This is a genomic window from Eggerthella hominis, assembly GCF_014287365.1.
GTDB lineage: Bacteria > Actinomycetota > Coriobacteriia > Coriobacteriales > Eggerthellaceae > Eggerthella > Eggerthella guodeyinii.
The window spans coordinates 230,674-256,087 of sequence record NZ_JACOOA010000006.1; the positions used below are offsets into that span (position 1 = coordinate 230,674).

A 25,414-nucleotide genomic window follows, 5' to 3' on the forward strand; every position below is an offset into this window, starting at 1 on the left:
CCCCTCACTGTTATACTCATGCGGAACCGTTCCCGATTCGACTCAGAGAGGTGAGCCGATGGAATCTGCCCTATCCGCACGAGGACTGCGGAAATCGTTCAGGCTTTCCGCCAAGCAACGCAAGCTCGAGCGCACCGACGCGCGCGTGAAGACCGCGGTCGACGGCCTGTCGTTCGACGTGTACCGCGGCGAGATCTACGGGCTGCTCGGCCCCAACGGCGCCGGGAAGACCACGACGCTGCGCATGCTGGCCGCGCTCGTGAAGCCCGACGAGGGCGACGCGTTCGTGGAGGGCGCGTCCGTCGTGTCCGACGCCACGCGCGTGCGCAGCCTCATCGGCTTCCTCACGAGCGAGCTCAAGCTGGAGGACACCTTCTCGCCCGACTACCTGTTCGACTTCTTCTCCGAGCTGCACCACGTCGACGCCTCCGTGCGCGACGAGCGCAAACGCGCGCTGTTCGAGCGGTTCGGCATCGACCGCTTCGCCCAGACGAAGGTGGCCGACCTGTCCACCGGCATGAAGCAGAAGGCGTCGCTGGCCATCTCGCTCGTGCACGACCCGCGCGTCATCATCTTCGACGAGCCCACGAACGGCCTTGACGTGCTCACGGCCAAGACCGTGACCGACTTCCTGCTGGAGCTGGCCGCCGAGGGCAAGACGGTGCTCCTGTCCACGCATATATTCAGCCTCGTGGAGAAGGTGTGCGACCGCGTGGGCATCGTCATCGACGGGCGCATGGTGGCCTCGGGCACGCTGCCGGAGGTGGCGGGCGATCGCTCGCTCGAGGACGCGTTCTTCGACCTGTACGCGGAGACGGTGGGTGAGGCCTCGTGAAAAGCAGCGCCCTCACCATCGCGCGCAAGGAACTGGCGCGCTTCTTCAGCAACAAGGCCTCGGCGTTCGTGTCCATCGCGCTGCCGGGCCTGCTGATCTTCTTCATGTGGACGTTCATGGGCGACGCCATAGGCGGCATGTTCAACCCCGACGACGGCAAGCGGCCCGTGGTGGCCGTGGTGAACGAGCCGGCCAGCATCGAGGCGCTCGCCTCTGCCGCAGGCATCGACGCGGTGCCCGAGAGCGCGCTGCCCGACGCCGACGAGATGCGCGAGCGCATCGAGCAGGGCGACGTGAAGGCCTTCGCCGTGTTCCCCGACGGCTTCGATGCCGACGTGGCGGCGTACGACCCCGCGTCGGGCGCGCCGGCGCCGCAGGTGGAGATCTACTTCAACTCCACCGACCCCGATTCCAGCCAGGCGTACTCGTCGTTCGCCGGGATGCTGGACGCCTACGAGTCGTCGCTGTCGAACCGCTTCGACGTCAACGCGGGCGAGGGCGGCTACGACGTGGCCCAGGAGCGCGACATCGCCGGTACGCTCGTCGTGTCCATCGTTCCGCTCCTGCTGCTCATCCTCGTGTTCACGAGCGTCATGTCCATCGCGGCCGAGTCGGTGGCGGGCGAGAAGGAGCGCGGCACGATGGCGACGCTGCTGGCCACGCCCATCAACCGGCGCGACATCGCGCTGGGCAAGGTGCTGGCCATCACCGTCATCGGCCTGCTCATCGCCGCGTCGAGCGCGCTCGGCATCTTCGCGGGGCTGCCCAGCATCATGCAGGGGGCCGTGGACATGAACGTGTACGGCCCGGCTGACTACCTGCTGCTGGCGCTCGTCATCCTGTCGACGACGCTCCTCATCGTCATGCTGATCACCGTGGTGTCCACGCTGGCCAAGTCGGTGAAGGAGGCCACGATGTTCCTGACGCCGCTCATGATCGTGGTCATGCTCGTGGGCATCCTCGGCATGTTCGGCGACGCGAAGACGGAGATCGCCTACTACCTCGTCCCGCTGTACAACTCGGTGCAGTGCATGATCGGCATCTTCTCGTTCGACTTCCAGCCGATCAACGTGGTGGCCTGCGTGGCCAGCAACCTCGTGTACACCGCCGTGGGCGTGGCGGTGCTGCAGCGCATGTTCGACAGCGAGCGCCTCATGTTCGCCCGCTAGGCCCTTCGCGCGCCCCGCCCGCCGTCGCGCGACAGGCGGGGCGCGCTGCCGGTTTCGCGCTGAAAGCGACCGATTTCGCTATCGTCAAAGTCTCGTAACCTCCCTGTCATCTGGGAAGATGCCGTGCATGCTAGACTGATCGGTGCATTCCAACATCGATCAGTCGACCGCGGCGCCCCTTGTAGATCGCGGCCTAGAACCATACGGGAGGCGTCAAGCGTGGCTCAAGCTATCACGGTAACGGACATTCGGAAGAACTTCGGCGCGGTCGAGGCGCTCAAAGGCGTGTCGCTCGACGTGGCCGAGGGCGAGAAGGTCGTCGTCATCGGGCCGTCCGGCTCGGGCAAGAGCGTGCTCATCCGCTGCATCAACGGCCTGGAGGTGCCCGACTCGGGCACCGTGGTTGTCGAGGGCATGAACCTGTCCGACCGCAAGGTGAACTCCCGCGCGCTCGCCCGCGACGTGGCCATGGTGTTCCAGAGCTACAACCTCTACCCGCACAAGACCGTGCTGGAGAACGTGACGCTCGCTCCCATCAAGGTGCTGAAGGTGCCGCGCGAGCAAGCCGAGCGCGACGGTCGCGCCTATCTCGAGCGCGTGGGGCTCGTCGACAAGATGGACAAGTACCCCGACCAGCTCTCCGGCGGCCAGCAGCAGCGCGTGGCCATCGCCCGCGCCCTCAACATGCACCCCAAGATCATGCTGCTCGACGAGCCCACGAGCGCGCTCGACCCCGAGATGGTGCAGGAGGTGCTCGACGTCATCAAGTCGCTGGCCGAGACGAACATGACCATCGTCATGGTCACCCACGAGATGGGCCTGGCGCGCGAGGCGGCCGACAAAGTCGTGTTCATGGAGAACGGCCTCGTGGTGGATCAGGGCACGCCGCACTACCTGTTCGACGAAACCGACAACGCTCGCGTCAAGAGCTTCCTGTCGAAGATCTTGTAGGCGCGCCATGATCACGAGAAGGACATTCATCCGCACGTCGGCGCTGGCCGCGGCGACGCTCGCGCTCGGCGGGGCGGCGGGCGGCCTCGCCGGCTGCGCGGCAGACCCCAACGTGCTGCGCGTGGGCACGAAGATCGACGTGCCCGGCTTCGGCTTCCAGAACCCCGAGACGGGCAACATCGAGGGCATGGAAGTGGACATCGCGCGCGAGCTGGCGAAGCGCATCAAGGGCAGCCCCGATGCGCTCAAGGTGACCGGCGTGAACGTCACCACGCGCGGCGCGATGCTCGACAACGGCACGCTCGACGCGACGCTGGCCACGTTCACCATCACCGAGGCGCGCAAGAAGAGCTACAACTTCTCGCGCCCGTACTACACCGACCACATCGGCGTGCTCGTGAAGAAGTCGTCGGGCATCGTCGACCTGGCGGGTCTGGACGGCAAGACCGTGGGCGTGGCGCTGTCGGCCACGACGCGCGACAAGCTGACCGCCGCCGGCGACGAGATCGGCATCCACATGAACTTCGCCGAGTACTCGACGTATCCCGAGATCAAGATCGCGCTGGTCACCGGCCGCGTCGACGCGTTCTCGGTGGACCGCTCCATCCTGAACGGTTACGTGGACAACTCCACCATGCTGCTGGACGCGCAGTTCGCGCCCCAGGAGTACGGCGTGGCCACGAAGAAGTCGAACACCGAGCTGGCCGACCAGGTGGACGCCGCCATCGCCGGCATGCAGGACGACGGCACGCTGGCCGCGCTCCAGCAGCGGTGGGGGCTCTCGACCGAGACGCCCGCCGACGAGGACGAGGGAGGCGCGTCGCATGCTTGATATCTTCGCGCCCTACAAATGGGAGGCGCTGTTCGAGCGCTGGCCCGACATCCTGGCCGCGTTCGGCACCACGGTGGGCATCTCGGTGCTGGCGCTGGTCATCGCGCTGGCGTTGGGCATCGTGTTCGGCGTGCTGTCGGTGTCGCGCATCCCCGTGCTGCGCGGCATCACCCGCGTGTACGTCGAGGTGGTGCAGAACGTGCCCTTGCTGCTGCAGGTGTTCGTGTTCTACGCCATCTTCCCGCTGCTGGGCCTGTCGCTGGCCGCGTTCTGGATCGGCGTGCTGGCCATCGGCATCTACCACGGCGGCTACATCTCCGAGGTGGTGCGCTCCGGCATCGGCTCCATCCACCGCGGGCAGTTCGAGGCGGCGAAGAGCCAGGGCTTCTCGTACTGGCAGTCGATGTTCGTGATCATATTGCCCCAGGCCATCCGCATCATCATGCCGCCGCTTGCCGTGCAGGCCGCCAACTTGGTGAAGAACACGTCGGTGCTCGCGCTCATCGCGGGCGGCGAGCTCATGTACTTCTCGAACTCGTTCGCCGGCGCGACGAGCTACTACGGCCCCGTGTACGTGGTGGCGGCGCTGCTGTACTTCGTCATCTGCTTCCCGCTGTCGCGCCTGGCGCTGTACCTCGAGCGCCGCACCCGCGCCCACAAGCACGTGTCCACGGGCGACGCCACCGAGGCGCTGGCCGAGGACACGATGGAGGTCACGCCGGGCACGCACGACATCACCGGCCGCGCGGCGGCCGACGCGATGGCCGGTGGCGTGCAGACCATGTACGGCACGGTGGACATCGCGCCGGCGCGCGTGGCGCCCTCGCCGCGCCACCCGCTGCACGCGCTGGCCGAGGACGCGCTCGAGCCGGGCGTGGCGCCGGAGAACCCGTACGACCAGACCTTCACCGGCAACCAGGCCGCCGAGATCGCCGACGAGATCGGGCGCGAGATCGCCCAGGAGATCGCCGACGAGTACGGCGACGAGGAGCGGGCCGCGCGCGCCATGCGCACGAAGTCGGGGCGCGTGAAGGCGCACCGGCGCCTCGAGCGCCGCGTCGCCGCGCGCCGCGGCGTGGAGGGCGATCACGATCAGATGGGCGCCGCCGTGCCCACGACGCCCGACGCCGCCGCCGAAGGCGCGCGCGACGGGCAGGCGCGCCGCCGTTCTCCCGAGGCCGACGAGGCGCTGGCCTCGCGGGCCGAGACGGTGACGAGCGACCGTATCACGAGCGACGTCAGGCGTCGCGTTGACGAAAGCGTGCAGGCGCAGGCCGCGCGCGACCAGGTCCGCGACCGCGCGGAGCTGGGAGAGGAGGATTTCTTGGATAACGACTACCTGCCGGGCGAGCTGGAGCAGCCCGATGAGCGCATCGCCCAGGTGCGCGCACCGCACGACGAAGCCGATTTCGACGCCGAGGCCGAGAGCGTCGGAGGGCGCGAGAGCCATCGCGAGCGTCGCGAAGAGCATCGGGAAGAACGCCGCGAGCGCCGCGAGGCGCGCGAGCGGGCCGACGAGACCGGCGGCCCCCAGACCGTGCAGCCCGACGACGTGCGCCTCGATGAGGAGGCGGACGCGGCGCTCGAGGACGCCGAGGAGGCGGCCGAGACCGACGAGCGCTCCATGGACGTGGAGCGCGCCGAGCTCGCCGACGGCGAAGAGGCCGCCACGACCGACGAAGGGAGAAAGGAGCGCTGATGAGCGACATCGCCGCCCTGTTCACGTGGGTCAACATGCGCTTCCTGCTGCAGGGGCTCGGCATGACGCTGCTCATCTCCGCCCTGGCCATCCTCTGCTCGGTGGTGCTCGGCACCGTCATCTCGGTCATGCGCACGTCGAACGCCCGCGTGCTGCGGGGCATCGCCACCGTGTACATCGAGATATTCAAGAACACGCCGCTGCTGCTGTGGATCATGTTCACGTTCTTCGTGGCGCAGCTGCCGCCCATCGGCGCGGCCGTGCTGGCGTTCACGCTGTTCACCAGCGCGAGCGTGGCCGAGATCGTGCGCGGCGGCCTGGCCAGCGTGCCGCACGGCCAGTACGAGGCCGCCAAGTCGCAGGGGTTCTCCGCGGTGCAGACCTACGCGGTGATCATCCTGCCGCAGGCGCTGCGCAACATGGTGCCCGCGCTGCTGTCGCAGTTCGTGACCACCATCAAGGACACGAGCTACCTGTGGGGCGCCATGGCGCTGCAGGAGCTCATGGGCCGCGGCATGATCCTCATGAACAGCTACAACTCCACGACGCAGATATTCGCCATCTTCGGCATCATGGCCCTCATCTACTTCATCGTGTGCTTCACGCTGTCGCAGATCGTGCGCGCCTACCAGCGCAGGTTGAAGGAAGCCCGCACCGCGTAGGCGCCATCCCGGGCGGAGCGCCGCGGGCGCGGACAGCGGAGGCGGGCCGATCTGCGGAAAAATCGGGTTTTTGGCAGTATGGAAAACGAGTTTCTCACGGAGGCGGTGAGACGACCAGGCATTTTGCCGACGGCTTAACGATCGGGTGTTTTCTCGCGGGGTTCAAAACGTGAAAACACTGCCAAAAATCCGATTTTGCCGCAGACGGATCCCTGAAAAAGCGCGCGAAACGGAACCCGAGTCGCGCAGCGAGCCGTTCGGTCCCGCGCCGCTTGCCTTGGTCGCCGCCGCTATTGCACGTAGGCGAGGTAGGGCAGGTAGTTCTGCGCGCTTTCGGGCACGGCGAGCGTGACCGTTTGGCCGTAGGCTTCGATGGAAATGTAGCCCGGATCGTCGTAGGTGGTGATGGTGCCGTCCACGCCGGCGGCGCTGCCGTCGATGGTGCCGGTGGCCGTGGCGGAGGAGGGCAGCGAGGCTGCCTGCCACTCGTCGATGTTGAGCTCGTCGATGGCCTGATCCACCTGGCTCTCGCTGAGGCCCGTTGCGGCGGCGATGTTTGCCTTGTTGTCCTCGAGGGCGCTCTTCGCCTTGTCCTTGAGGCCGGTGGCGTCGATGGCGGCGTTCGTGGCGGCCGCCTTCGCGTCGTTGGCGAGGTCGCTCACGGGACCCGCGTCGGTGCCCGAGAGGGCGAACACGCCCACGATGCCGACGATGACGAGGGCGATCAGCCCGAGGAACACGCCCAGAACTCGTTTCATGGCATACCTCCCGTTTGTCGGCCCGACGGGCCGTGCGTTCGGCGGGACGCCGCCGCTGCTCCGTTCATGGTGCGGCGAGGTTTCAGCGGTGCGGCGATTCGGCGGCTCATCCCGTACGTCCAAGGGTACCCGAGTTGCGGCCGCTTCACAAAACACCCCCAGCATCTTCAACGCACGGTGACGAAATCCCCATCCTATTTCCGGAAGTGCGCATGCGACGCGTGCGCGACGAGCGTGCCGCCGCCCTGCCGCGCTGCGTGGGATCGGCGTTGGATTCGCGTGCGTCCGGCGTCGAATGCGCGTGCGATCCGCGGGTGCGGCGCGTGGGATCCGCGTGGGAAGCGCGTGGGAACCGCGCTGGATCGAGAAGACTTTCCATGGTGATCTGCACCATCTGCGCGTAAGACGGCGTCGCTATCATAGAAAGGACGGAGTTGCGTTGACGATATAACATAAATGTTATATACTGGAATTGCTTGGAGAAGGGGACTATGGACTTCCAGGTGGTGTTCTATCGTAAGGCGGACGGTTCGGAGCTGGTTCGGGAATTCATGGATGCGCTCAGGCCGAAATTGCGATCGAAGATGGTCGGCGATTTGACAAAGCTCGAGCAACGCAATATCGAGCTGCGCGAACCCTACGCCAAGCATGTGGGAAAGGGCCTTTTCGAGTTGAGGATCGGACAAGCGAACGACATCGTTCGGGTGTTCTACTTCTTCTATGAAGGGCGTAGGATCATCGTGACGAACGGCTTTATCAAGAAGACGAATAAAACGCCGCGGTTGGAGCTCGGACGCGCGCGGAGGTATAAACGGGATTGGGAAGAGAGGCGGCCTTTATGACCACGCTCAGCGAATACCATGCGGAGCAGATGAAAGACCCGGAATATGCTGCCGAATACGAGCGCTTGCAGCCGTATTACGACGTCGTCGACGCCATCATCGCGGCGCGGGCTGCGGAGGATCTCACCCAGCGCGAGTTGGCGCAGCGGTGCGGCATGAAGCAGAGCGCGTTCGCGCGCCTGGAGTCCGGCAACGCCAACCCCACGATCGAAACGCTTCAGCGCGTGGCCGAAGGCCTCGGCAAGAAGCTCAGGATCAGCTTCGTCTGACGCGGCGGATGCGGCGCGGTCGCCTTGGTGGGGCTTGCTCGTTCGAGGTGCGAACGCCCGACCGGGGAGGGGCCGGCCGGGCGTTCGCGCATCTCTAGCCCACGTAGGCGCTTGCGGAATCGGCGGCGATGTAGCCCCAGGTTGCGGCGTTGCCCAGACCGCAGCCGCCCTGTCCGCCGGCCGAGCTTTGGCGCATGCCGATGGCCTCGCCGCCGGCATAGAGGCCCGGAATCGGCTGCTCGCTTGCGTCCAGCACGTTCGCGTCTGCGTTCACGCGGATGCCGCCCGTGCATTGCAGCTGATAGGGGACGGTCTTGAGGGCGTACAACGCGCCTTCGAGCTTCTGCAGCCCCGTGCGTCCGAAATCGGCATCGTTTCCCGCGTCGCAGTATCCGTTGTACGTTTCGATCGTTTGCGCGAACGCGGCCTCGTCTATTCCCGCCGCTCTCGCCAGCTCGACCGCCGAGTCGGCCTTCCAGGCCACTTTGCCTTCGTCCACGAGACTGTCCAGCAGCTCGGCGCTTTGCCACGGCGTGAGCTCGCCTTCTAGGTAGCTCGTGAGCACGATGGGCCGCAATCCGTCAACGCGCTGCGCGTCGGAGAACACCACGTAGCCGACGTTGTCGCTCGCCTTGCCCCATGCGCCCTTCGCCAAGAGGGGCACGTCCTCGTTGGCCATGCGGGTGCCTTCCAAGCCCACCCAAATGGCGCCGGGAAATTTGAGGTTCGCTTGGTATCGCATCTCGAACCCCGCGTTGGGGATGCCGCCCGCGTACGGCGCGTAGATGGAAGGAGGCAACATGCAGGCTCCAGCGTTTTCGGCGAGTTCCCAACCGTGTCCCGACGCGGTGGACGGCGAGCAGGTGCCGCAATTCGCGTACGGCATCATGTCCTGGTTGTGGCTGTAGCCGCCCGTCCCCATGATGACGGCCTTGAACGGAAACTCCTTCACCGTGCCGTCGGCGTAGGTGATCTCAAGGCCGCTTACGGCACCGTCGTCCTTGAGGATGTTCGTGGCTCGCGCTTCCAGAACGACGGAGGCGTTGCCTTCTCGGATGCCGCTCTGGATCAGCTCGATGAGGGCCATGTCCATCGATCCGCCGCCGTTGTTCACGCCGTATATGCGGGGCTGATCGGGCGGGGTGTACAGGCCGTAGCCGCCCTTGCGCTCGCCGAAATCCACGTTGACGTACGTGTCGAGCCAGTCCATGAGGGGTCCGGATGTTTCGGCGTACGTGCGGGTGATCTCGGGATAGGGGACGATAGCCGGATCTTCGCTGCCTTGCGTGAGGAACGCGTAGAACTGGTCTGCCGAGTCCTCGATTCCCTCCGCGCGCTCCATGATGGTGTCGGCTCCCGTGATCCACCCGTCCGAAACGCAGGATGATCCGCCCAGGTGAGCCGTTTCCTCGAACAAGGCGACCCGCTTGCCGTTCTGCAGCGCTCGCGCGGCGGCAACGAGGCCGGTAAGCCCCCCGCCCACGACGGCGATATCGGCTTCGACGGGCTCCTCCACTTTGATGCCGTCGTCCTTGCCGGTTTTGGCCAAGTCCTTTTCGCTCAGTCCCGCCTGCGACAACGCGTTGCCGATGGCCTCCTTGAGCCCGAAGCTCGTGATGGTGGCGCCGGTGACGGCGTCGATGTCGAGCGATTGGTTTCGCACGACCAGCTGAGGGATGCGCGAAAGGGCCGAGTTCGCGATCATCGGCGTTTCGTGCTGCTTGATGACCTCCACGGACGCGATGACGTTGTCGGCAATGCCCACCTTCACCATGATGTCGCCCATGCGTCCCGCGCCGGAACCCGTGTACGTTCTCACGTCCGCGGGGGAGCTCTCGGCAGAGGTGGCGCTCGTCGCGCCGGGCGCGCATCCGGCGAATCCGAGCGCCGAGGCGGCGCTGACGGCTACGGCTCCCGTCAGAAATCCTCGACGCGTCAGGCTTCCCGTCCGAGCGGTTTCAACAGTGGTTTCCATGAGTCCTCCTTGGTTTCGTTTCTGCTTCTTGCGGTGGGATCCGACGCTTTCGACGCTTTGCCTCCCGCTCGATTGCCGGGACGGCGTGCGTGACACGGTGCGTCCCCTCTGCGTCGGCTCCGCCCCTGTTATAATCGGCAGCAACAGTGCCCGCCATCGCTGCGTCGTGGTGAAATCGAGGGGGCAGCGTGACGGCGCGCCCTCGCCAAAACCTGGTGATGGCCCCTATTGACCTGGTGCGACGTAAGGAATCATGCATGATGAAGCTGGGATCCGACAGCATCGGCGCTTTGGTGAGAGCCTACGGCAGGGGCCCGTTCGGGCTGTCGTTCTTCATGGCTTGGATTTACGGTGCGTTCTATTCTTCCATGGTGTGGGGCGGTTCGAACGGCGTGCTCGATGCCGAGTATCCGTGGATCGCGTCGATGCTGCTGTCCGGGTTGCTGGGCATTGCGGGTTGCTTGGCGTTCGGCCTGCGTCCTCCGCGCGCACTCCGGTCGCGTTCGTGGGCGGCTCCCACGGCGGCGCTGCTCTGCGGGGCGGGCAGCTTGCTGGTGGCCTGGTGCTCGCGAGCGGGCCAGGTAGAGCCTCTCGTCGTCGTGCTGTGCGTCGTGCCCGTCGCCGCGGGCTTCTCTCTGCTGACCGTCGTGTGGGGGAGTCGCATCGCCGACGAGGACGACGCGATGATCGAATTTTCAGTTCCCATGTCGTTCATCGTCGCGCGCGTGCTGTTCGCGTTGCTGGTCGTGCTGCCGCCCGATGCTGCGCTTGCCCTGCTGGTGCTGCTGCCGCTGGCTTCGACGGTGTTCCTGCGCCGCCCGTCCGGGGAATGCCCGGAATCGGCGGTGTCGCCGTCTCGCTTCCGTGCCTTGAGCGCGCGTGCGTGCGACCAGCCTTTGCTGCGTGTGCGCGGGGTCGTCGCGGCCACGGCGGTGCTGCTGGTTTTTCGCATCGGATACGGTGTGGTGCGCGTGGTCGCCGATGGGCCGGCAACCCAAGGGGCCTGGTACTTCCTGTCGGCGCTTTTGGTGCCTACGGTGGTGTTCGGGGTGTTCGTGGTGCTCGCGCTGACGTCAGCGCGTTGCTTGAGCTCGTCGCTGGTGACGCGTTGGATGCTGCCGGTTCTGCTGCTCGCGTTCGCCCTCGTCCCGGTGGATGGGGAGATCGGGCACCAGGGGGCCATTATGGCGAACTCCGTGGCATCGACCATCTTGCAGGCCTTTTTCTGGTTGCTTCTCGCGAAGGCGGCGCATCGGCGTTCCGGGAGCGGGCCGTTTTTCTTCTCGTGTTACTTGGTGGGGCTGGGGATCGGCATGGCGGTGGGGGAAGGGCTCGGGTTGGCGCTGGTCGCCTCGGTTGGGAATTCGGAGCTATGGCTTTCGTTGCCGTTCGTGGCGTGCATCCTCGTAGCATGCGTCATGGCGCTTGAAGAGCGAGCGAGGCGCTTCGGAACGGAAGGCGAGCCGCTCTCGCCGCCGATGGCGTTCCCGTCGATTTCGACCGACCAGGACGCGCCCGATCTGATCGATGCCGCGTTGCGCGAGCAGGCGCACCGAATGGCCGGGGCGTACAAGCTCTCCCCGCGCGAAGAGGAGATCGTGGCGCATCTGCTGGCGGGCCGAAATCGCCCGTACATTCGCGACGCGTTGTTCATCTCGCTCAACACGGTGAACACGCACATCAAAAACGCTTTCGCGAAAATGGACGTCCATTCGCAGCAAGAGCTGCTCGATGTCGCGCGTGCCGAGTTTCCCATCAGGTTGTCCTCGTAGGCGGTTCGCGGGGCCTTGCGCCGTCGCGGGCGGGCGACCGTCGGGCTCCGCTCGATCGCTCGCCGTCGCCATACGGTTTCTTCAATTTTTCGCCCTCTGCGCGCGAAATCGTGTATGCTAACACCTGCTGCGCCCGGACGGCGCGGCGCACGCGCGCTTGACGGCGCGCCCATCCCCGCACACGTTAATAAATAGGTGGGGCAACCGTGTGAATGACAGGCTGCGGGAGGCGGCCGGAACAGAACAGGAGGGAACCGCGTGAAGCTGGTGGTAACCGAGAAGAACGACGCGGCTCAGAAGATCGCCGATTTGCTCGGCGTCAAGAAACCCAAGGCGGACAAGGTGTACTCGACGCCGGTGTACCGCTTCGACGTCGACGGGGAGGAATGGGTGACCATCGGCCTGCGCGGCCACATCCTGGAACCCGATTTCGCGCCGACGATGGTGTACAAGAAGCGCGGCGGCTGGCAAGGCGTCACCGAGGAGGGCGAGACGCTCCCGGCGGATCTGCCCGCGACGCTGCCGAAGCCCCCGTTCAAAAAGAAGAAGCCCTTCACCGAGGACGGCGTGGAGCTGAAAACCTGGAAGATGGACGCGCTGCCGTACCTCGTGTACGCGCCCATCAACAAGCTGCCCAAGGAGAAGGAGATCATCCGCTCGTTGAAGAACCTCGCGAAGAAGGCCGACTCGGTCATCATCGCGACCGACTTCGACCGCGAGGGCGAGCTCATCGGCTCCGACGCGCTCAGCTGTATCCAGGAAGTGAACCCCACGGCTCCCGTGACGCGCGCCCGCTACTCGGCGTTCACGAAAGAGGAGATCACGCACGCGTTCGACAACCTCGTCGAGCTCGACACGAACCTCGCTTCCGCCGGCGCCTCGCGCCAGGACATCGACCTCATCTGGGGCGCGGTGCTCACGCGCTACCTGACGCTCGTGAAGTTCGCCGGCTACGGCAACGTGCGCTCGTCGGGCCGCGTGCAAACGCCCACGCTCGCCCTCATCGTGGCGCGCGAGCGCGAGCGCCTCGCGTTCATCCCCGAGGACTACTGGGTGATCCGCGGCGCGTTCGGCACCGACCCCGACGCGTTCGAGGCCCCGCACGCCACCGCGCGCTTCAAGGCCGAGGCCGAGGCGCAGGCCGTCATGGCCCACGTCGAAGGCGCGACGAGCGCCACGGTGTCGTCCGTCGAGAAGAAGAAGCGTACGGTGCAGCCGCCCGCGCCGTTCAACACCACGTCGCTCATGGCGGCGGCCTCGGCCGAGGGCCTGAGTCCCGCGCGCACCATGCGCATCGCCGAGAGCCTGTACATGGACGGCTACATCTCCTATCCCCGCGTGGACAACACCGTGTATCCGAGCTCGCTCGACCTCGCGGACACGGTGAAGGCCATCTCCGGCAACCCCGCCTACGCCCCGTACTGCAAGGAGCTGCTGGCGAAGGGCAAGCTGACGGCCACGCGCGGCAAGAAGGAGACGACGGACCACCCGCCCATCTACCCGACCGCCAAGGCCACGCCCGACGACCTGGCGCCCGCCGACTACAAGCTGTACAACCTCATCGCGCGCCGCTTCCTGGCGACGCTGTCCGAGGCGGCCGTCATCGAGGGCACGAAGGTCACCCTCGACGTGAACGCCGAGCCGTTCGTGGCGAAGGGCGACGTGCTGGTGAAGCCGGGCTACCGCGCCATCTACCCCTACGGTCTCAAGAAGGACGAGCAGCTGCCCGCGCTGTCCGAGGGCGAGACGATCGCGTTCGGCGGCGCCACCTGCACGAAGAAGCAGACCGAGCCGCCCGCGCGCTACAGCCAGGGCAAGCTCATCCAGGAGATGGAGAAGCTGGGCCTCGGCACGAAGTCCACGCGCCACTCCATCATCGAGCGCTTGTACGCGGTGAAGTACTGCGTGAACGACCCCATCGAGCCCAGCCAGCTGGGCATGGCCGTGTGCGACGCCCTCGACAAGTTCGCGCCGCACATCACGCATCCCGAGATGACGGCCGAGCTCGAAGAGGAAATGGATAACATCGCCGAGGGCCAGAAGACGAAGACCGACGTGGTGAACACGAGCCGCAACCTCCTGTCCGAGCAGCTGGCCAGCCTGCTGCCGCATTCCGAGGAGGTCAAGGAGGCCCTCGCCGACGCCGTGGCCGCCGACGCCTACGTGGGCCCGTGCCCGAAGTGCGGCAAGGACCTGCAGCTGCGCGCCTCGCAGAAGACGCGCAGCATGTTCATCGGCTGCTCCGGCTGGCCCGACTGCGACGTGACCTACCCGCTGCCGAAGGGCAAGGTGGAGGCCGTCCCCGAGCCGTGCCCCACGTGCGGCATGCCCCAGGTGAAGGTGACCGCGTTCCGGTCCAAGCCGCGCACCATCTGCATCGACCCGCACTGCGCCACGAACAAGGAGCCCGACGTGGTGGTGGGCGAGTGCCCGGCGTGCAAGGAGAAGGGCATCGCGGCGAAGCTGATCGCGCAGAAGAACCCGCGCACGCTCAAGCGCTTCATCCGCTGCGAGAACTACGACGACTGCGGCACGGGCTATCCGCTGCCCCAGTACGGCGCGCTCACGGCCACCGAGGAGGTGTGCGAGCACTGCGGCGCGCCTATGGTGATCGTCACCACGGCGCGCGGCCCCTGGAAGCTCTGCCCGAACTTCGACTGCCCCGGCAAGGAGCAGAAGGAGGACGCCAAGGACGCGAAGGACGCCAAGGGAGCTGCGGCGAAGAAGCCCGCGGCAAGGAAGCCCGCGGCGAAGAAGGCCCCGGCCAAGAAAGCCCCCGCGCAGAAGTAGCACGGTCGAAAAACGACAAAAGCATGAAGATGCCGGCTGCGAGGCCCGCCGCGAAAACGAAGCGGGCCTCGCAGCGGTACAATCATGCGAAGTACGATCAACGAACGAGGAGCGAAACCCTATGCCTAAAGTAACCATCGTCGGAGCGGGCAACGTCGGCGCGACCGCGGCCCACATCATCGCATCGAAGAACCTGGCCGACGTCGTGCTCATCGACGTGGCCGAGGGCCTGCCCCAGGGCAAGGCGCTCGACATGATGCACATGCGCAGCGTCGAGCAGTTCACGGTCAAGGTGACCGGCACGAACGACTACGCCGACACGCGCGACTCCGACGTGGTGGTCATCACCGCCGGCATCGCCCGCAAGCCCGGCATGACGCGCGAGGACCTGCTCGGCGTGAACGCCGGCATCATGAAGTCGGTTATCGGCGCCGCCATGGAGGCGTCCCCGAACGCCGTGTTCATCTGCGTGACGAACCCCCTCGACGTCATGACCACGCTGGCGTTCCGCGAATCCGGCCTGCCGGCGAACCGCCTCATGGGTATGGGCGGCGTGCTGGACTCCTCGCGCCTCGCGTTCGCGGTGTGCGAGCAGCTGGGCTGCCCGCCGGCCGCGGTGACGGCTTGGGCCGTGGGCGCGCACGGCGAGGGCATGGTGTGCTGGCCGCGCTTCACCACGGTCGACGGCACGCCCATCACCGAGCTCATGGACGAAGCGGCGGTGGCCGGCGTGGTGCAGCGCTGCGTGAAGGGCGGCGCCGAAGTGGTGGCCTTCCTCAAGACCGGCAGCGCCTACTACGCGCCCGGCGCGTCCATCGCGAAGATGGTGGAGGCCATCCTCACCGACTCGCACGAGGTCATGAGCGTGTGCGCGCACATCGACGGCCAGTACGGCATCGAGGACCTCTACATGAACGTTCCGGTGCGCCTCGGCAAGAACGGCGTCGAGGAGGTCGTGGAATTCGACCTGAACGACGACGAACTGGCCGCCCTGCGCGCCAGCGCCGACAGCGTCCGCGCGGGGTTGGCGAACCTGTAGGCATCCCTCATGGCGCGGCGTTCTCCGGTTCGCGAGCCTGAGGCCGCGCCAAGCGAGTGGTGAAGCGCCCGAGCAGGGCGCTTCCGTTTTTCGAGAGAGGTGTGCATGTTGATCGATATCGATGCGGGGCGGTGCATCGGGTGCGGGAAGTGCGTTCGGGACTGCGTGGGAACGAACTTGCTGGTGGAGGACGGCGTGGCGCGCGTGAAGGGACGCTGCATCCTGTGCGGGCACTGCGTGGCCGTCTGCCCGACGGAGGCGGTGTCCATCCCGAGCTACGACATGGCCGACGTGGAGCCCAGCTCGCCCGCGAGCGCGACGCTCGACGCGGCGACGCTGCTGCGCGCCATCAAGTCGCGCCGCAGCGTGCGCGATTACCGGCCGCGCCCCGTGGAGCGCGCGGCGCTCGAGCTCGTGCTGCAGGCGGGGCGCTACACGGCCACGGCCAAGAACGCCCAGGGATGCCGTTTCGTCGTGGTGCAGGACGCGCTCGACGAGTTCAAGGGCATCGTGTGGGACGGGATCGACGGCTTACTGGCGCTGCCACCTGCCGACAAGCCGCGCTGGGTGAAGCTGTACAAGCCGTTCAGCCGCGGCCGGTTCGCCGACGAGCCCGTCGACTTCCTCTTCCGCAACGCGCCGGCGGCGGTGTTCGTGGCCGCCGAGCGCGCCGACGACGCGGGGCTCGCCGCGCAGAATATGGAGCTGGTGGCGGCCTCGCTCGGCCTCGGCGTGCTGTACAACGGCTATCTGTGCCGCGCGGCCGAAGAGCTGCCCGCGGCGAAGGCGTTCCTCGAGGCGGAGGACAGGCCGCTGCAGGTGTGCATGCTGCTGGGCTACCCGGCCGTGTCGTTCCCGCGCACGGCGCCGCGCCTGCCGGGCGACTTCGTGGTGAAGTAGCCCCATGGCCATGGGGGAGGTCGGTGTCGAGCAGGTGCGTCGGTTCCGGCTGCGCGCGCATCACCTCGATCGCGCGTACGCGCTCGAGGACGCCGTGGCGCTGGCGGGCGCGTGCGGGATGCAGAACTCGCCGCCGGGCGCCTGGGAGGCGGCCCTGTTCAACCGCGCGCCGGCTTGTCGCGCAGAGGACGCCGAGCGCTTGCTGTGCGGCGAGAAGTCGCTCGTGCAGGCCTGGAGCATGCGCGGCGCGCCCCTGGTGTTCCCCGCGTCGGAGAGCGCCGCGTTCCTGTCGGCGCTCGTGCCGCGCGATGGCGAGCCGTGGATATACACGAAGGGCATCGGGCTCGCCCTCGACGCGCTGGGCATGGGGTTCGACGAGGCGCTGGATCTGGCGATGCGCGCGATGCCGCGGCTCGACGAGGGGTCGATTACCGGCAAGGTGGCGCTCGACCAGGTGCTGGCGGACGAGGTGGAGCCTCTGCTGGGCGCCGGCAAGCGCGCGGCATGGCGCGCGCCGTCGATGTACGGCAGCCCCGACAAGCAGACGGTGGGCGGGGCGGCGATCTCGTTCCTGCTGCGTCCCTGCGCGTTCCTGGGCCTCGTCGTGTTCGGCGAGCGCGACGGCGCTGCGCCCACGTTCACCTCGTATCGGCGCTGGCTGGGACATGCGCTGGAGCCCGCCGACGATGCGGTGGAGCGTCTCGTGCGCACGTTCGCGCACTGCTACGGCCCGACGGGACCCGACGCGCTCGCGAAGCAGCTCGGCTGCTCGGGCGCGCAGGCGCGGCGCATGTGGGGAAGCATCGCGGAGGAGCTGGAGCCGGTGACGTTCGACGGCAGGCGAGCCTGGGTGCTGGCGGCCGACCGCGATGCGCTTGCGGCCGTGGAGCCGCCGGAGCGCGACCTGCTGCTGCTCGCCGCCCACGACCCGTACCTCGACCAGCGCGACCGCGCCACCCTGCAGGCCGACCCGGTCTTGCAGCGGCGCATCTGGAAGACGGTGGCGAACCCGGGCGCCGTCGTGCGCGACGGCGAGGTGGTGGGCACGTGGACGAGCAGGAAGCAGGCGCGGGGCATGACGGTCGCCTTCGCGCTGTGGGGCGACTGCCCCGAAGCCGGGTTGCGCTCCCTCGCCGAAGAATACGCCGCCTTCCGAGAGCAGCCGCTGCTGGGCGTGACGTTCTGAGCGCACGTTCGCCCCAAACACACGCAAAACGGCCTCCAGGCGTGTGTTCGGGGCGAACGTGCGCCTTCGGAACGGAACGTCGAGCGTGCCCGCGCCAAGGGAAAGCATGTCCCAACGGGCGGGTCAAGCGCCCTCGCTTGCGGTATAATCTTCCGTTATGGATACGATCATCACGAAATCACAGGTCGCGGACGCGGTGTACGCGGCCATCCCGCAGCTTGCCTGCGTGCTGCCGGCCGATATCGAGGCCGGTCTCGTCGCCGCGCGCGCGGTTGAGGACAACCCGCGCGGCGCGGCCGTGCTCGACCAGCTGCTGACGAACGCGGCGATAGCCGCCGAGGACGGCGTGCCCCTGTGCCAGGATACCGGCACCGTGTGGGCGAGCCTCGAGATCGGGCCCGACGTGGCCGTGCGCGGCGACGTGTTCGCCGACGTGGACGACGCGGTGGCCCGCGCCTACGCCGAGGCGCGCCTGCGCACGTCGGTGGTGCGCGACGCCGTCTTCGACCGCGCGAACACGGGCGACAACACGCCCGCGTTCTGCGACATCCACCCCGTGGACGAGCCGGGCGCGGCGCGGCTGCACCTCATGCTGAAGGGCGGCGGCTCGGACAACGCGAGCCGCGTGGTCATGCTCGTGCCGGGCGCCGGCAAGCAGGGCATCGTGGACGAGCTCGTGCGCTGCGTGCGCGAGAAGGCCGCGAACGCCTGCCCGCCGCTCGTGGTGGGCGTCGGCATCGGCGCCACGTTCGACAAGGTGGCCGGCCTCGCGAAGCGGGCGCTCATGCGGCCCGTGGACGAGCCGGCGGCCGATCCGCAGCTGCGCGCGCTCGAGGAGGAGCTGCTCGAGGCCGTGAACGCCACGGGCTTGGGCCCCGGCGGCCTCGGCGGCCGCACGACGGCGCTCGCCGTGCGCGTCGCCACCGCGCCGTGCCACATCGCGGCGTTGCCGCTGGCCATCAACATGGGCTGCTCGGCCATGCGGCGGATCACGGTCGATTTGCGCGAGGGGGCGGGCTGCGGGCCGTCCTCTTTGGCGACCGGCGAGTCCCCTCTATCGGCGCGGAACGCGGCGTGCGACCGGGACGTCGCCGCCCGCGCCCAGGGGGAGGAGACGCAGGCTGATCGCATCTCCCATGAGGCCGGAGCGCGAACCCCCGCCTGCGCCCATGTTGAGGCCGAGGGGGTGCGCTATGGCGGGCGATGAACCTATCCGCTTGGCGCTGCCGCTCGACCGCGCGCGGCTCGCGACGCTCGAGGCGGGCGACGCCTGCCTGCTCACCGGGCCGCTGTACACGCTGCGCGACGCGGGGCACGTGCGCCTCATGGCCGAGCTCGAGGCCGCGGGCGGAGAGCTGCCCTACGGCTTGGAGGGCCAGGCCATCTTCTACGCGGGCCCCACGCCCGCGGCCGCCGGCCGGCCGTTCGGCGCGGTGGGCCCCACCACGGCCAGCCGCATGGACTTCGCCGCGCCGGCGCTGCATCGCGCGGGCGTCGCGGCAACGGTGGGGAAGGGCCGCCGCTCCGCCGAGGTGCGCGAGGCGTGCCGTGCCACGGGTTCCGTTTATTTCGTGGCATGCGGCGGGGCCGCGGCCTATCTGGCGAAGTGCGTGGCATCATCGGAGACGGTGGCGTACGACGATCTGGGAACCGAGGCGCTCCGTCGCATCGAGGTCGTGGAGTTCCCCGCGTTCGTCGGCGTCGACGTCCGAGGCTGCGACGTGTACGACCTGGTGTAAGCCCCGGCCGCTTCAGAAGAAAAGGAACGCCATACCCGTGACACAGGATTTTTCAGATACGACCGATGCCCTGCGCGGCATCTTCATCACGTTCGAAGGCGGCGAGGGAGCCGGCAAGACGACGCATATCCGCTTCCTGTCCGAGGCGCTGCGCGCGCACGGCCGCGAGGTGCTGTGCCTGCGCGAGCCCGGCGGCACCGAGGTGGGCGAGCAGCTGCGCGCCGTCGTGCTCGACCCGGCGAACGACGGCCTGTCCGACGAGGCCGAGCTGCTCATCTACGAAGCCGCCCGCGCGCAGCTGATGGCGCAGGTCATCGCGCCCGCGCTCGAACGCGGCGCCGTGGTGCTGTGCGATCGCTTCACCGATTCGACGGTGGCCTACCAGGCCTGCGGGCGGGGCTTGCCGCGCATGTTCGTCGACCGCGTCAACGAATTCGCCTGCCAGGGCGTGCATCCCGACCGCACCATCCTCATGACGACGGGCGGCGCGGCGAACGTGGGCCTCGTGCGCGCGACGCATCGGGGCGGCGCCGACCGCCTCGAGCAGGCGGGCGAGCAGTTCCACGCCCGCGTGAACGAGGCGTTCGTGGAGATCGCGCGCCGCGATCCCGAACGCGTGCGCGTGGTCGTCTCCGACGGCAGCAAGTCCGCGACGGCCGCCGCGGTGTTCGCCGAGCTGGCCGACCTGTTCCCCTGGATGGCGCAGATCGCCGCCGACCCTGCCTTCTTCGAGCGCCTCGACGTGAAGCGCTCGCAGGTGGAGGCGTAACGCCGTGGCCGACGCGTTCGAGAACATCCTCGGCCAACCGCAGGTGCGCGAGTTCCTGCGCGCCACGGTCGCGCAGGACAAGGTGAGCCACGCCTACCTGTTCACCGGCCCGGCCGGGTCGAACAAGACGATGGCCGCCTACGCGTTCGCGCAGGCCGTGCTGTGCCCGAAGGGCGCCTCCGGCCCGCGCGGCGGCAACTGCGGCGCGTGCGACGCCTGCCGCCGCATCATGCGCAAGAAGCATCCCGACGTGCGCTACTTCGCGCCCGAGGGCGCGGGCGGCTACCTGGTCGAGCAGATCCGCGACATCGTGTCCGACACGTCGCTCGCGCCCATCCAGGCGCACAAGAAGGTCTACATCCTCGACCGCGTGGACCTGCTGGGCGTCCAGGCCGCCAACGCGTTCCTCAAAACGCTCGAGGAGCCGCCGTCCGACGTGGTGCTCATCCTGCTCGCGCGCACGCGCGAGAGCGTGCTGCCCACCATCCTGTCGCGCTGCCAGGTGGTGCCGTTCCGCACCATCCCGGCAAGCGAGGCGGCCGGCATCATCGTGCAGAACACGGGCGCGTCGCGCGAGCAGGCGCGCATGGCCGTCGAGGCCTGCGACGGCTCCATCACGCGCGCCGTGGAGTTCCTGAAGTCCAACGAGCGCCTGGCGTTCCGCGCCCGCGTGCTGGAAGTGCTGGGCTACCTGCGCAAAGCCGACGATTGGGACGCCATCGGGTTCGCGAGCGACCTCGTGGTGCTCGTGAAGGCGCCGCTCGACGTGGCGCGCGCCGAGCAGGAGCAGGATCTCGCCGAGAACGCGGACTTCCTCGCGAAGTCGGCCATCCGCCAGATCGAGGCGCGCAACAAGCGCCAGCTGACGGCCAAGACCTTCGAGTCGCTGCGCCAGCTGACGGCCATCGCGCGCTCGTGGCTGCGCGACGTCATGGCCGTGTGCGCCGAGACGCCCGAGCTCGTGATCAACGTGGACGCGCGCGCGTCCATCATGGAGGCGGCCGAGGCGACCGACGAGGCGCGCGCCGCCGCCGCGCTCAAGGCCGTGCGCCGCTGCGACGAGGCGATCTCGTATAATGTATCACCGGAAACGTGCATCGACGCGATGCTGTTCGAGATAAGAGAGGTGCTCTATGGTTCGCATAGCGCCGATTAACCTGTACTACAACCCCAAGACGCTCTGGTTCGACGCCGGGGATCTTGATGTGCGCGCCGGCGACGGCGTGATCGTGACCACCGCCCGCGGCACCGAGTTCGGCCGTGCGGCCCACGACGCGTTCGAGGCCGACGAAGCCCAGGTCAAGAAGCTGAAAAGCCCGCTCAAGCCCGTCAAGCGCATCGCGACGGACGAGGACGAGGCCCGTGCGGCCGACCTGGAGGCCAAGGCGCGCGAGGCCCTGCCCGTCTTCAAGGAGATGGCGTCCGAGGCGAGCGGCGACATGCACCCCGTGTCGGTGGAGTACCTGTTCGAGGGCGACAAGGCCATCTTCTACTTCGAGGCCGAGGAGCGCGTGGACTTCCGCGAGCTCGTGCGCAAGCTGGCCGCGCATTTCCACGTGCGCATCGACATGCGTCAGATCGGCGTGCGCGACGAGGCCCGCATGGTGGGCGGCCTGGGGCATTGCGGCCAGGAGCTGTGCTGCAAGCGCCTGGGCGGCGAGTTCTGCCCCGTGTCCATCCGCATGGCCAAGGAGCAGGACCTCTCGCTCAACCCGCAGAAGATCTCGGGCGTGTGCGGCCGCCTCATGTGCTGCCTGCGCTACGAGTTCGATGCGTACAAGGACTTCAAGAGCCGCGCGCCGAAGCAGAACGCTACGGTGGAGACGCCCGACGGTCCTGCGAAGGTGGTCGACCTCGACGTGCCGCGCGAGGTCGTGTCGCTCAAGATCATGGGCGAGAAGCCCGTGAAGGTGCCGCTGGCCGACTTCGACCCGCCCGAGGAGGGCTCGAACCGCCCGAACCGCGTGGGCGAGGAGGCGTGGCAGGACGCCACGACGCAGGACCCCATCGGGTTCGCGAGCGAGTCGGCGCTGTTCAGCACCACCACGCAGCTGACCGGGCAGGACAAGCTGGCCGATCCGGGCTCCGTGCGCCGCACGGGCCGCGGCGGGCAGAAGCAGTCGCGCAACGGCGGCGGCTCGAACGGCGGGCGCGGCGGCAACGGCAACCAGAAGAACGGCGGCGGCAGCAAGCAGCAGGCCGACGCGCAGGGACAGAGCGCGCGCAAGCCGCGCAGGAGGCGCTCGACGAAGGTCGGCGGCGAGGGCGCGGCCCCCGAGGCGGCCGAGGCGCAGAAGCGCAAGCAGAAGCAGCAGGGCGGCGGCGCGCCGAAGGGCGGCCAGGGCGGCCCGCAGCAGAAACGCCGCCAGGGGCAGGGCCAGGGCGGTAACGGCGGCGGCAACGGCAACGGCGGCGGCAAGAAGCAGCAGGGCCAGCGCCAGGGCGGCGAGGGTGCGAAGAAGCAGGGGCCGAAGGGCATGCAGCCCTCGAAGCAGCGTCCCGGCCAGAAGTCCTCGGGCCTGCGTCAGGGCCAGAAGCCCCAGCAGTCGCGCCAGGACAAGGCGCCCCGCCCCGAGCGCTCGGGCGCTCCGAGCCCCGAGGCCGATCGCACGGGAGACGGCGGGCATCGCCGCGCCCGCCGGCGCAGCCACAAGGCCGGCGGCCCGGAGGGCGCAGGCGCGCCCGGTGCGGGCGGCGCGGCGCCGAGCGGCGAATAACCGACGGATACCCGACGTTTGCGAGGAGGCTCATCGATCATGAGGATCGACTACGCGTTGTTGACGGACCTGTACCAGCTCACGATGGCGCAGGGCTATTGGGAGAGCGGCCAGGGCGACACGCAGGCCTGCTTCCACATGTACTTCCGCGACTACCCGTTCAAGGGCGGCTACGCCATCGCATGCGGCATGGCGCAGCTGGCCGACCTCGTGGACGAGTTCGCGTTCTCCGAGGACGACGTGGCCTACCTCGCCTCGCTCGACGCCCCCGGCGGCGGCAAGCTGTTCAAGCCCGCGTTCCTCGACTACCTGCGCAGCTTCGAGCTGCGCGTGGACATCGACGCGGTGCTCGAGGGCACCGTGGTGTTCCCGCACGAGCCGCTCGTGCGCGTGACCGGTCCCATCATGGATTGCCAGCTCATCGAGACGGCGCTTTTGAACTGCGTGAACTTCGAGACGCTCATCGCCACGAAGGCGGCGCGCGTGTGCCTGGCCGCCCAGGCTCCCGTGGCCGAGTTCGGCCTGCGCCGCGCCCAGGGCGCGGGCGGCGGCCTGTGGGCCAGCCGCGCGGCCATCGTCGGCGGCTGCGCCTCCACCTCCAACGTGCTGGCGGGCAAGCTGTTCGACCTGCCCGTGTCGGGCACGCACGCCCACTCATGGGTCATGTCGTTCCCCGACGAGCTCACGGCGTTCCGCGCCTACGCCGAGGCGTTCCCGAAGAACTGCGTGCTGCTCGTGGACACCTACGACGTGGAGCAGGGCATCAGAAACGCCATCACCGTGGGCCTCGAGATGCGCGAGCGCGGCGAGCGCCTGAGCGGCATCCGCATCGACTCGGGCGACCTGTCGTGGCTCGCGCGCATGGCGCGCTCGATGCTGGACGAGGCCGGCCTGACCGACTGCGGCATCGTGCTGTCGAACGACCTGGACGAGTTCACCATCCAGTCCATCCGCGACGAGGGCGCGCAGGTGACCTCGTGGGGCGTGGGCACGAAGCTGGCCTGCGCCTACGACCAGCCCACGCTGGGCGGCGTGTACAAGCTGTCGGCCACGCGCGCCCCGGGCGATGCGGCGTGGACCGATCGCCTGAAGATATCCGAATCGGCTGCCAAGCTGACCACGCCCGGCGTGCTGGACGTGCGCCGTTACTTCTACTGCGGCAGCGGGCGCTTGGCCGGCGACATGGTGTTCGACGTGAACGCGCCGGGCGACGGCAAGCGCGAGGTCATCGTGGACCCTTCCGACGACCTGCGGCAGAAGAATCTCGCGGGGCTGTGCTCCGAGACGCTGCTCAAGCCCCTCGCGCGCGAGGGGCGCACGGTGCTCGACGCGTCCGAGCGCGACGCGTGGGCCGCCCGCGAGCGCGCGCAGGCGGGGCTCGCCACCCTCGACGAGAGCCAGAAGCGCATGTTGAACGCGCACACCTACCCGGTAGGCCTCGAATATGGTCTTTTTGAGCGTCGCCGCGATCTGGTTGTGAAGCTGCGGGGCATCGCGTAGGGTACGAGGATACGCGATTTGTTCGAGGGCGCATGCGCCCCATGTCAAGGAAGGATGTCATGATCAAGATACTTACGGATTCGGTCGCTTCCATTCCGGCCGACGTGGCGCGCGAGGCCGGCATCGACGTGGTCACCCTGTTCGTGAACCGCGAGGGGACCGAGTACGCCGATGCGGACATGGACCTCGATGCGTTCTACGCCGACATCTACGACATGGTGGACGACATCCCCACGTCCAGCCAGCCGTCCCAGCTCGTGCTGGAGAGCCTGTTCGAAGAGGCGGCGCGCGCGGGCGACGAGGTGCTGGGCATCTTCATCTCCTCGGAGCTGTCGGGAACCTACGAGGGTGCCGTGCGGGCCGCCCGCGCCGTGAAGGCGCGCAACATCGACTTCACCTACGTCATCGTGGACTCCACGTCGTGCGGCTACGACGAGGCGTGGCCGGTGTTCGACGCCGTGGCCGCGCGCGACGCGGGCGAGGACCTCGCCGGCTGCGCCGCAGCCGCCCTCCAGGGCATCGCGTCCACCCGCTTCCTGTTCACGCCCGAGACGCTCACGTTCCTGCAGCGGGGCGGGCGCATCGGCAACGCGGCCGCGCTGCTGGGCAACCTCATCCAGCTGTCGCCCGTGCTCACGGTGAGCGACGGCAAGGCCACGACGTTCGCGAAGGTGCGCACGCGCAAGAAGGCGCTCGACAAGATCGTGGCCACGTTCAAAAGCGACATCGAGCAGCACGGCCTCAAGCACGTCGTGGTGCACTACATCGGCGACAAGACGCCGGCCATCGAATGGGCGCGCGAGGTCGTCGAGCCGCTCATCGGGCGCTCGGTGAGCGTGCTGCCGGTGAGCCCCGTCATCGGCCTGCACGTGGGGCCGGCGGTGGGCATCGCCTACGAGTGCGCCAACGCCCTCGCGGGCAAGCTCTCCGGCCCGGCCCAGGCGCGCGCCTGCGCGTCCTAGCCGTCCGCGCCCATCGTCAGACACCGTTTGCAAACCGCTCAGAAAGCG

Annotated in this window: 22 protein-coding genes; 20 read left to right on the top strand and 2 right to left on the bottom strand. The window is 68.2% G+C overall.

The genetic code is table 11. The features are described 5' to 3' along the window. The first annotated feature begins 58 nt into the window (after positions 1-58). From H8S61_RS13835 to H8S61_RS13860, 6 genes are all read left to right on the top strand, one after another. Complete coding sequence (locus tag H8S61_RS13835; protein WP_160943030.1) at positions 59-835, top strand: ABC transporter ATP-binding protein; 777 nt, start codon at positions 59-61, stop codon at positions 833-835. After that, positions 832-2,004, top strand: a complete 1,173-nt coding sequence (locus H8S61_RS13840) for an ABC transporter permease (protein ID WP_186939381.1) — start codon at positions 832-834, stop codon at positions 2,002-2,004. Before H8S61_RS13835 ends, H8S61_RS13840 begins: the two co-directional genes overlap by 4 nt. A gap of 219 nt (positions 2,005-2,223) precedes the next feature. Continuing rightward, positions 2,224-2,955, top strand: a complete 732-nt coding sequence (locus tag H8S61_RS13845) for an amino acid ABC transporter ATP-binding protein (RefSeq protein ID WP_160943026.1) — start codon at positions 2,224-2,226, stop codon at positions 2,953-2,955. A gap of 7 nt (positions 2,956-2,962) precedes the next feature. Then, positions 2,963-3,787: a transporter substrate-binding domain-containing protein gene (locus tag H8S61_RS13850; RefSeq protein ID WP_186939382.1), complete on the top strand. Its 825-nt coding sequence runs from the start codon at positions 2,963-2,965 to the stop codon at positions 3,785-3,787. Beyond that, positions 3,780-5,486, top strand: a complete 1,707-nt coding sequence (locus tag H8S61_RS13855) for an ABC transporter permease subunit (protein ID WP_186939383.1) — start codon at positions 3,780-3,782, stop codon at positions 5,484-5,486. Before H8S61_RS13850 ends, H8S61_RS13855 begins: the two co-directional genes overlap by 8 nt. Then, entirely contained in the window at positions 5,486-6,148 is a 663-nt protein-coding gene (locus H8S61_RS13860) for an amino acid ABC transporter permease (protein WP_160943023.1), read from the top strand. The genes H8S61_RS13855 and H8S61_RS13860 overlap by 1 nt, the downstream gene beginning before the upstream one ends. A 290-nt stretch (positions 6,149-6,438) precedes the next feature. On the opposite strand, the gene H8S61_RS13865 is transcribed toward H8S61_RS13860, so the two are convergent. Further along, positions 6,439-6,906, bottom strand: a complete 468-nt coding sequence (locus H8S61_RS13865) for a hypothetical protein (RefSeq protein WP_186939384.1) — start codon at positions 6,904-6,906, stop codon at positions 6,439-6,441. Positions 6,907-7,397: 491 nt separating this feature from the next. Between H8S61_RS13865 and H8S61_RS13870 the strand changes: the two genes are divergently transcribed. Together H8S61_RS13870 and H8S61_RS13875 are read left to right on the top strand one after the other, a co-directional pair. Further along, positions 7,398-7,748 carry a type II toxin-antitoxin system RelE/ParE family toxin gene (locus H8S61_RS13870; protein ID WP_186939385.1) on the top strand — a complete coding sequence of 117 codons (351 nt, stop codon included), beginning with the start codon at positions 7,398-7,400 and terminating at the stop codon, positions 7,746-7,748. After that, on the top strand, positions 7,745-8,017 hold the full coding sequence (locus tag H8S61_RS13875; RefSeq protein WP_160943020.1) for a helix-turn-helix domain-containing protein: 273 nt from the start codon (positions 7,745-7,747) through the stop codon (positions 8,015-8,017). The genes H8S61_RS13870 and H8S61_RS13875 overlap by 4 nt, the downstream gene beginning before the upstream one ends. A gap of 94 nt (positions 8,018-8,111) precedes the next feature. Here H8S61_RS13875 and H8S61_RS13880 read toward each other — a convergent pair whose 3' ends face one another. Further along, positions 8,112-9,992, bottom strand: coding sequence for an FAD-dependent oxidoreductase (locus tag H8S61_RS13880; protein WP_186939386.1), 1,881 nt, complete (start codon positions 9,990-9,992; stop codon positions 8,112-8,114). Positions 9,993-10,249: 257 nt separating this feature from the next. On the opposite strand from H8S61_RS13880, the gene H8S61_RS13885 reads away from it, so the two are divergent. The 12 genes from H8S61_RS13885 (at position 10,250) to H8S61_RS13940 (ending at position 25,366) form a co-directional block, all read left to right on the top strand. After that, positions 10,250-11,764, top strand: a complete 1,515-nt coding sequence (locus H8S61_RS13885; RefSeq protein WP_186939387.1) for a response regulator transcription factor — start codon at positions 10,250-10,252, stop codon at positions 11,762-11,764. A 258-nt stretch (positions 11,765-12,022) separates the two neighbouring features. Then, entirely contained in the window at positions 12,023-14,554 is a 2,532-nt protein-coding gene (locus H8S61_RS13890) for a DNA topoisomerase I (protein WP_186939388.1), read from the top strand. A 121-nt stretch (positions 14,555-14,675) separates the two neighbouring features. Next, positions 14,676-15,593: a malate dehydrogenase gene (gene mdh, locus H8S61_RS13895; RefSeq protein WP_160943016.1), complete on the top strand. Its 918-nt coding sequence runs from the start codon at positions 14,676-14,678 to the stop codon at positions 15,591-15,593. Positions 15,594-15,698: 105 nt separating this feature from the next. Next, a complete protein-coding gene (locus tag H8S61_RS13900) occupies positions 15,699-16,493 on the top strand; it encodes a nitroreductase family protein (RefSeq protein WP_186939389.1) in 795 nt (264 codons plus the stop codon). A 4-nt stretch (positions 16,494-16,497) separates the two neighbouring features. Then, complete coding sequence (locus H8S61_RS13905) at positions 16,498-17,679, top strand: winged helix DNA-binding domain-containing protein (protein WP_255466621.1); 1,182 nt, start codon at positions 16,498-16,500, stop codon at positions 17,677-17,679. Positions 17,680-17,836: 157 nt separating this feature from the next. After that, on the top strand, positions 17,837-18,886 hold the full coding sequence (locus H8S61_RS13910; RefSeq protein ID WP_255466622.1) for a fumarate hydratase: 1,050 nt from the start codon (positions 17,837-17,839) through the stop codon (positions 18,884-18,886). Continuing rightward, positions 18,873-19,418 (top strand): fumarate hydratase C-terminal domain-containing protein, encoded by a 546-nt coding sequence (locus H8S61_RS13915; protein WP_186939390.1) that lies wholly within the window; start codon positions 18,873-18,875, stop codon positions 19,416-19,418. Before H8S61_RS13910 ends, H8S61_RS13915 begins: the two co-directional genes overlap by 14 nt. Positions 19,419-19,455: 37 nt before the next feature. Then, positions 19,456-20,187 carry a dTMP kinase gene (gene tmk, locus H8S61_RS13920; RefSeq protein ID WP_186939391.1) on the top strand — a complete coding sequence of 244 codons (732 nt, stop codon included), beginning with the start codon at positions 19,456-19,458 and terminating at the stop codon, positions 20,185-20,187. Between the two features lie 4 nt (positions 20,188-20,191). Further along, entirely contained in the window at positions 20,192-21,343 is a 1,152-nt protein-coding gene (gene holB / locus H8S61_RS13925; protein ID WP_186939392.1) for a DNA polymerase III subunit delta', read from the top strand. Beyond that, positions 21,321-22,904: a PSP1 domain-containing protein gene (locus H8S61_RS13930; RefSeq protein WP_186939393.1), complete on the top strand. Its 1,584-nt coding sequence runs from the start codon at positions 21,321-21,323 to the stop codon at positions 22,902-22,904. The genes holB and H8S61_RS13930 overlap by 23 nt, the downstream gene beginning before the upstream one ends. Positions 22,905-22,943: 39 nt before the next feature. After that, positions 22,944-24,404, top strand: a complete 1,461-nt coding sequence (locus H8S61_RS13935) for a nicotinate phosphoribosyltransferase (RefSeq protein WP_186939394.1) — start codon at positions 22,944-22,946, stop codon at positions 24,402-24,404. Positions 24,405-24,463: 59 nt separating this feature from the next. Next, positions 24,464-25,366, top strand: coding sequence for a DegV family protein (locus tag H8S61_RS13940; RefSeq protein WP_160943009.1), 903 nt, complete (start codon positions 24,464-24,466; stop codon positions 25,364-25,366). Positions 25,367-25,414 lie beyond the last annotated feature (48 nt).

Excerpts from the sequence above, each read along its gene's own strand:
- H8S61_RS13880 (WP_186939386.1), bottom strand. The coding sequence starts at position 9,992 with ATGGAAACCACTGTTGAAACCGCTCGGACGGGAAGCCTGACGCGTCGA.
- H8S61_RS13910 (WP_255466622.1), top strand. The coding sequence starts at position 17,837 with ATGGATACGATCATCACGAAATCACAGGTCGCGGACGCGGTGTACGCG.
- H8S61_RS13935 (WP_186939394.1), top strand. The coding sequence starts at position 22,944 with ATGAGGATCGACTACGCGTTGTTGACGGACCTGTACCAGCTCACGATG.
- H8S61_RS13905 (WP_255466621.1), top strand. The coding sequence starts at position 16,498 with ATGGCCATGGGGGAGGTCGGTGTCGAGCAGGTGCGTCGGTTCCGGCTG.
- H8S61_RS13870 (WP_186939385.1), top strand. The coding sequence starts at position 7,398 with ATGGACTTCCAGGTGGTGTTCTATCGTAAGGCGGACGGTTCGGAGCTG.
- mdh (WP_160943016.1), top strand. The coding sequence starts at position 14,676 with ATGCCTAAAGTAACCATCGTCGGAGCGGGCAACGTCGGCGCGACCGCG.
- H8S61_RS13860 (WP_160943023.1), top strand. The coding sequence starts at position 5,486 with ATGAGCGACATCGCCGCCCTGTTCACGTGGGTCAACATGCGCTTCCTG.
- H8S61_RS13865 (WP_186939384.1), bottom strand. The coding sequence starts at position 6,906 with ATGAAACGAGTTCTGGGCGTGTTCCTCGGGCTGATCGCCCTCGTCATC.
- H8S61_RS13875 (WP_160943020.1), top strand. The coding sequence starts at position 7,745 with ATGACCACGCTCAGCGAATACCATGCGGAGCAGATGAAAGACCCGGAA.
- H8S61_RS13885 (WP_186939387.1), top strand. The coding sequence starts at position 10,250 with ATGATGAAGCTGGGATCCGACAGCATCGGCGCTTTGGTGAGAGCCTAC.
- H8S61_RS13850 (WP_186939382.1), top strand. The coding sequence starts at position 2,963 with ATGATCACGAGAAGGACATTCATCCGCACGTCGGCGCTGGCCGCGGCG.
- H8S61_RS13855 (WP_186939383.1), top strand. The coding sequence starts at position 3,780 with ATGCTTGATATCTTCGCGCCCTACAAATGGGAGGCGCTGTTCGAGCGC.
- H8S61_RS13940 (WP_160943009.1), top strand. The coding sequence starts at position 24,464 with ATGATCAAGATACTTACGGATTCGGTCGCTTCCATTCCGGCCGACGTG.
- H8S61_RS13930 (WP_186939393.1), top strand. The coding sequence starts at position 21,321 with ATGGTTCGCATAGCGCCGATTAACCTGTACTACAACCCCAAGACGCTC.
- H8S61_RS13915 (WP_186939390.1), top strand. The coding sequence starts at position 18,873 with ATGGCGGGCGATGAACCTATCCGCTTGGCGCTGCCGCTCGACCGCGCG.
- H8S61_RS13900 (WP_186939389.1), top strand. The coding sequence starts at position 15,699 with ATGTTGATCGATATCGATGCGGGGCGGTGCATCGGGTGCGGGAAGTGC.
- H8S61_RS13835 (WP_160943030.1), top strand. The coding sequence starts at position 59 with ATGGAATCTGCCCTATCCGCACGAGGACTGCGGAAATCGTTCAGGCTT.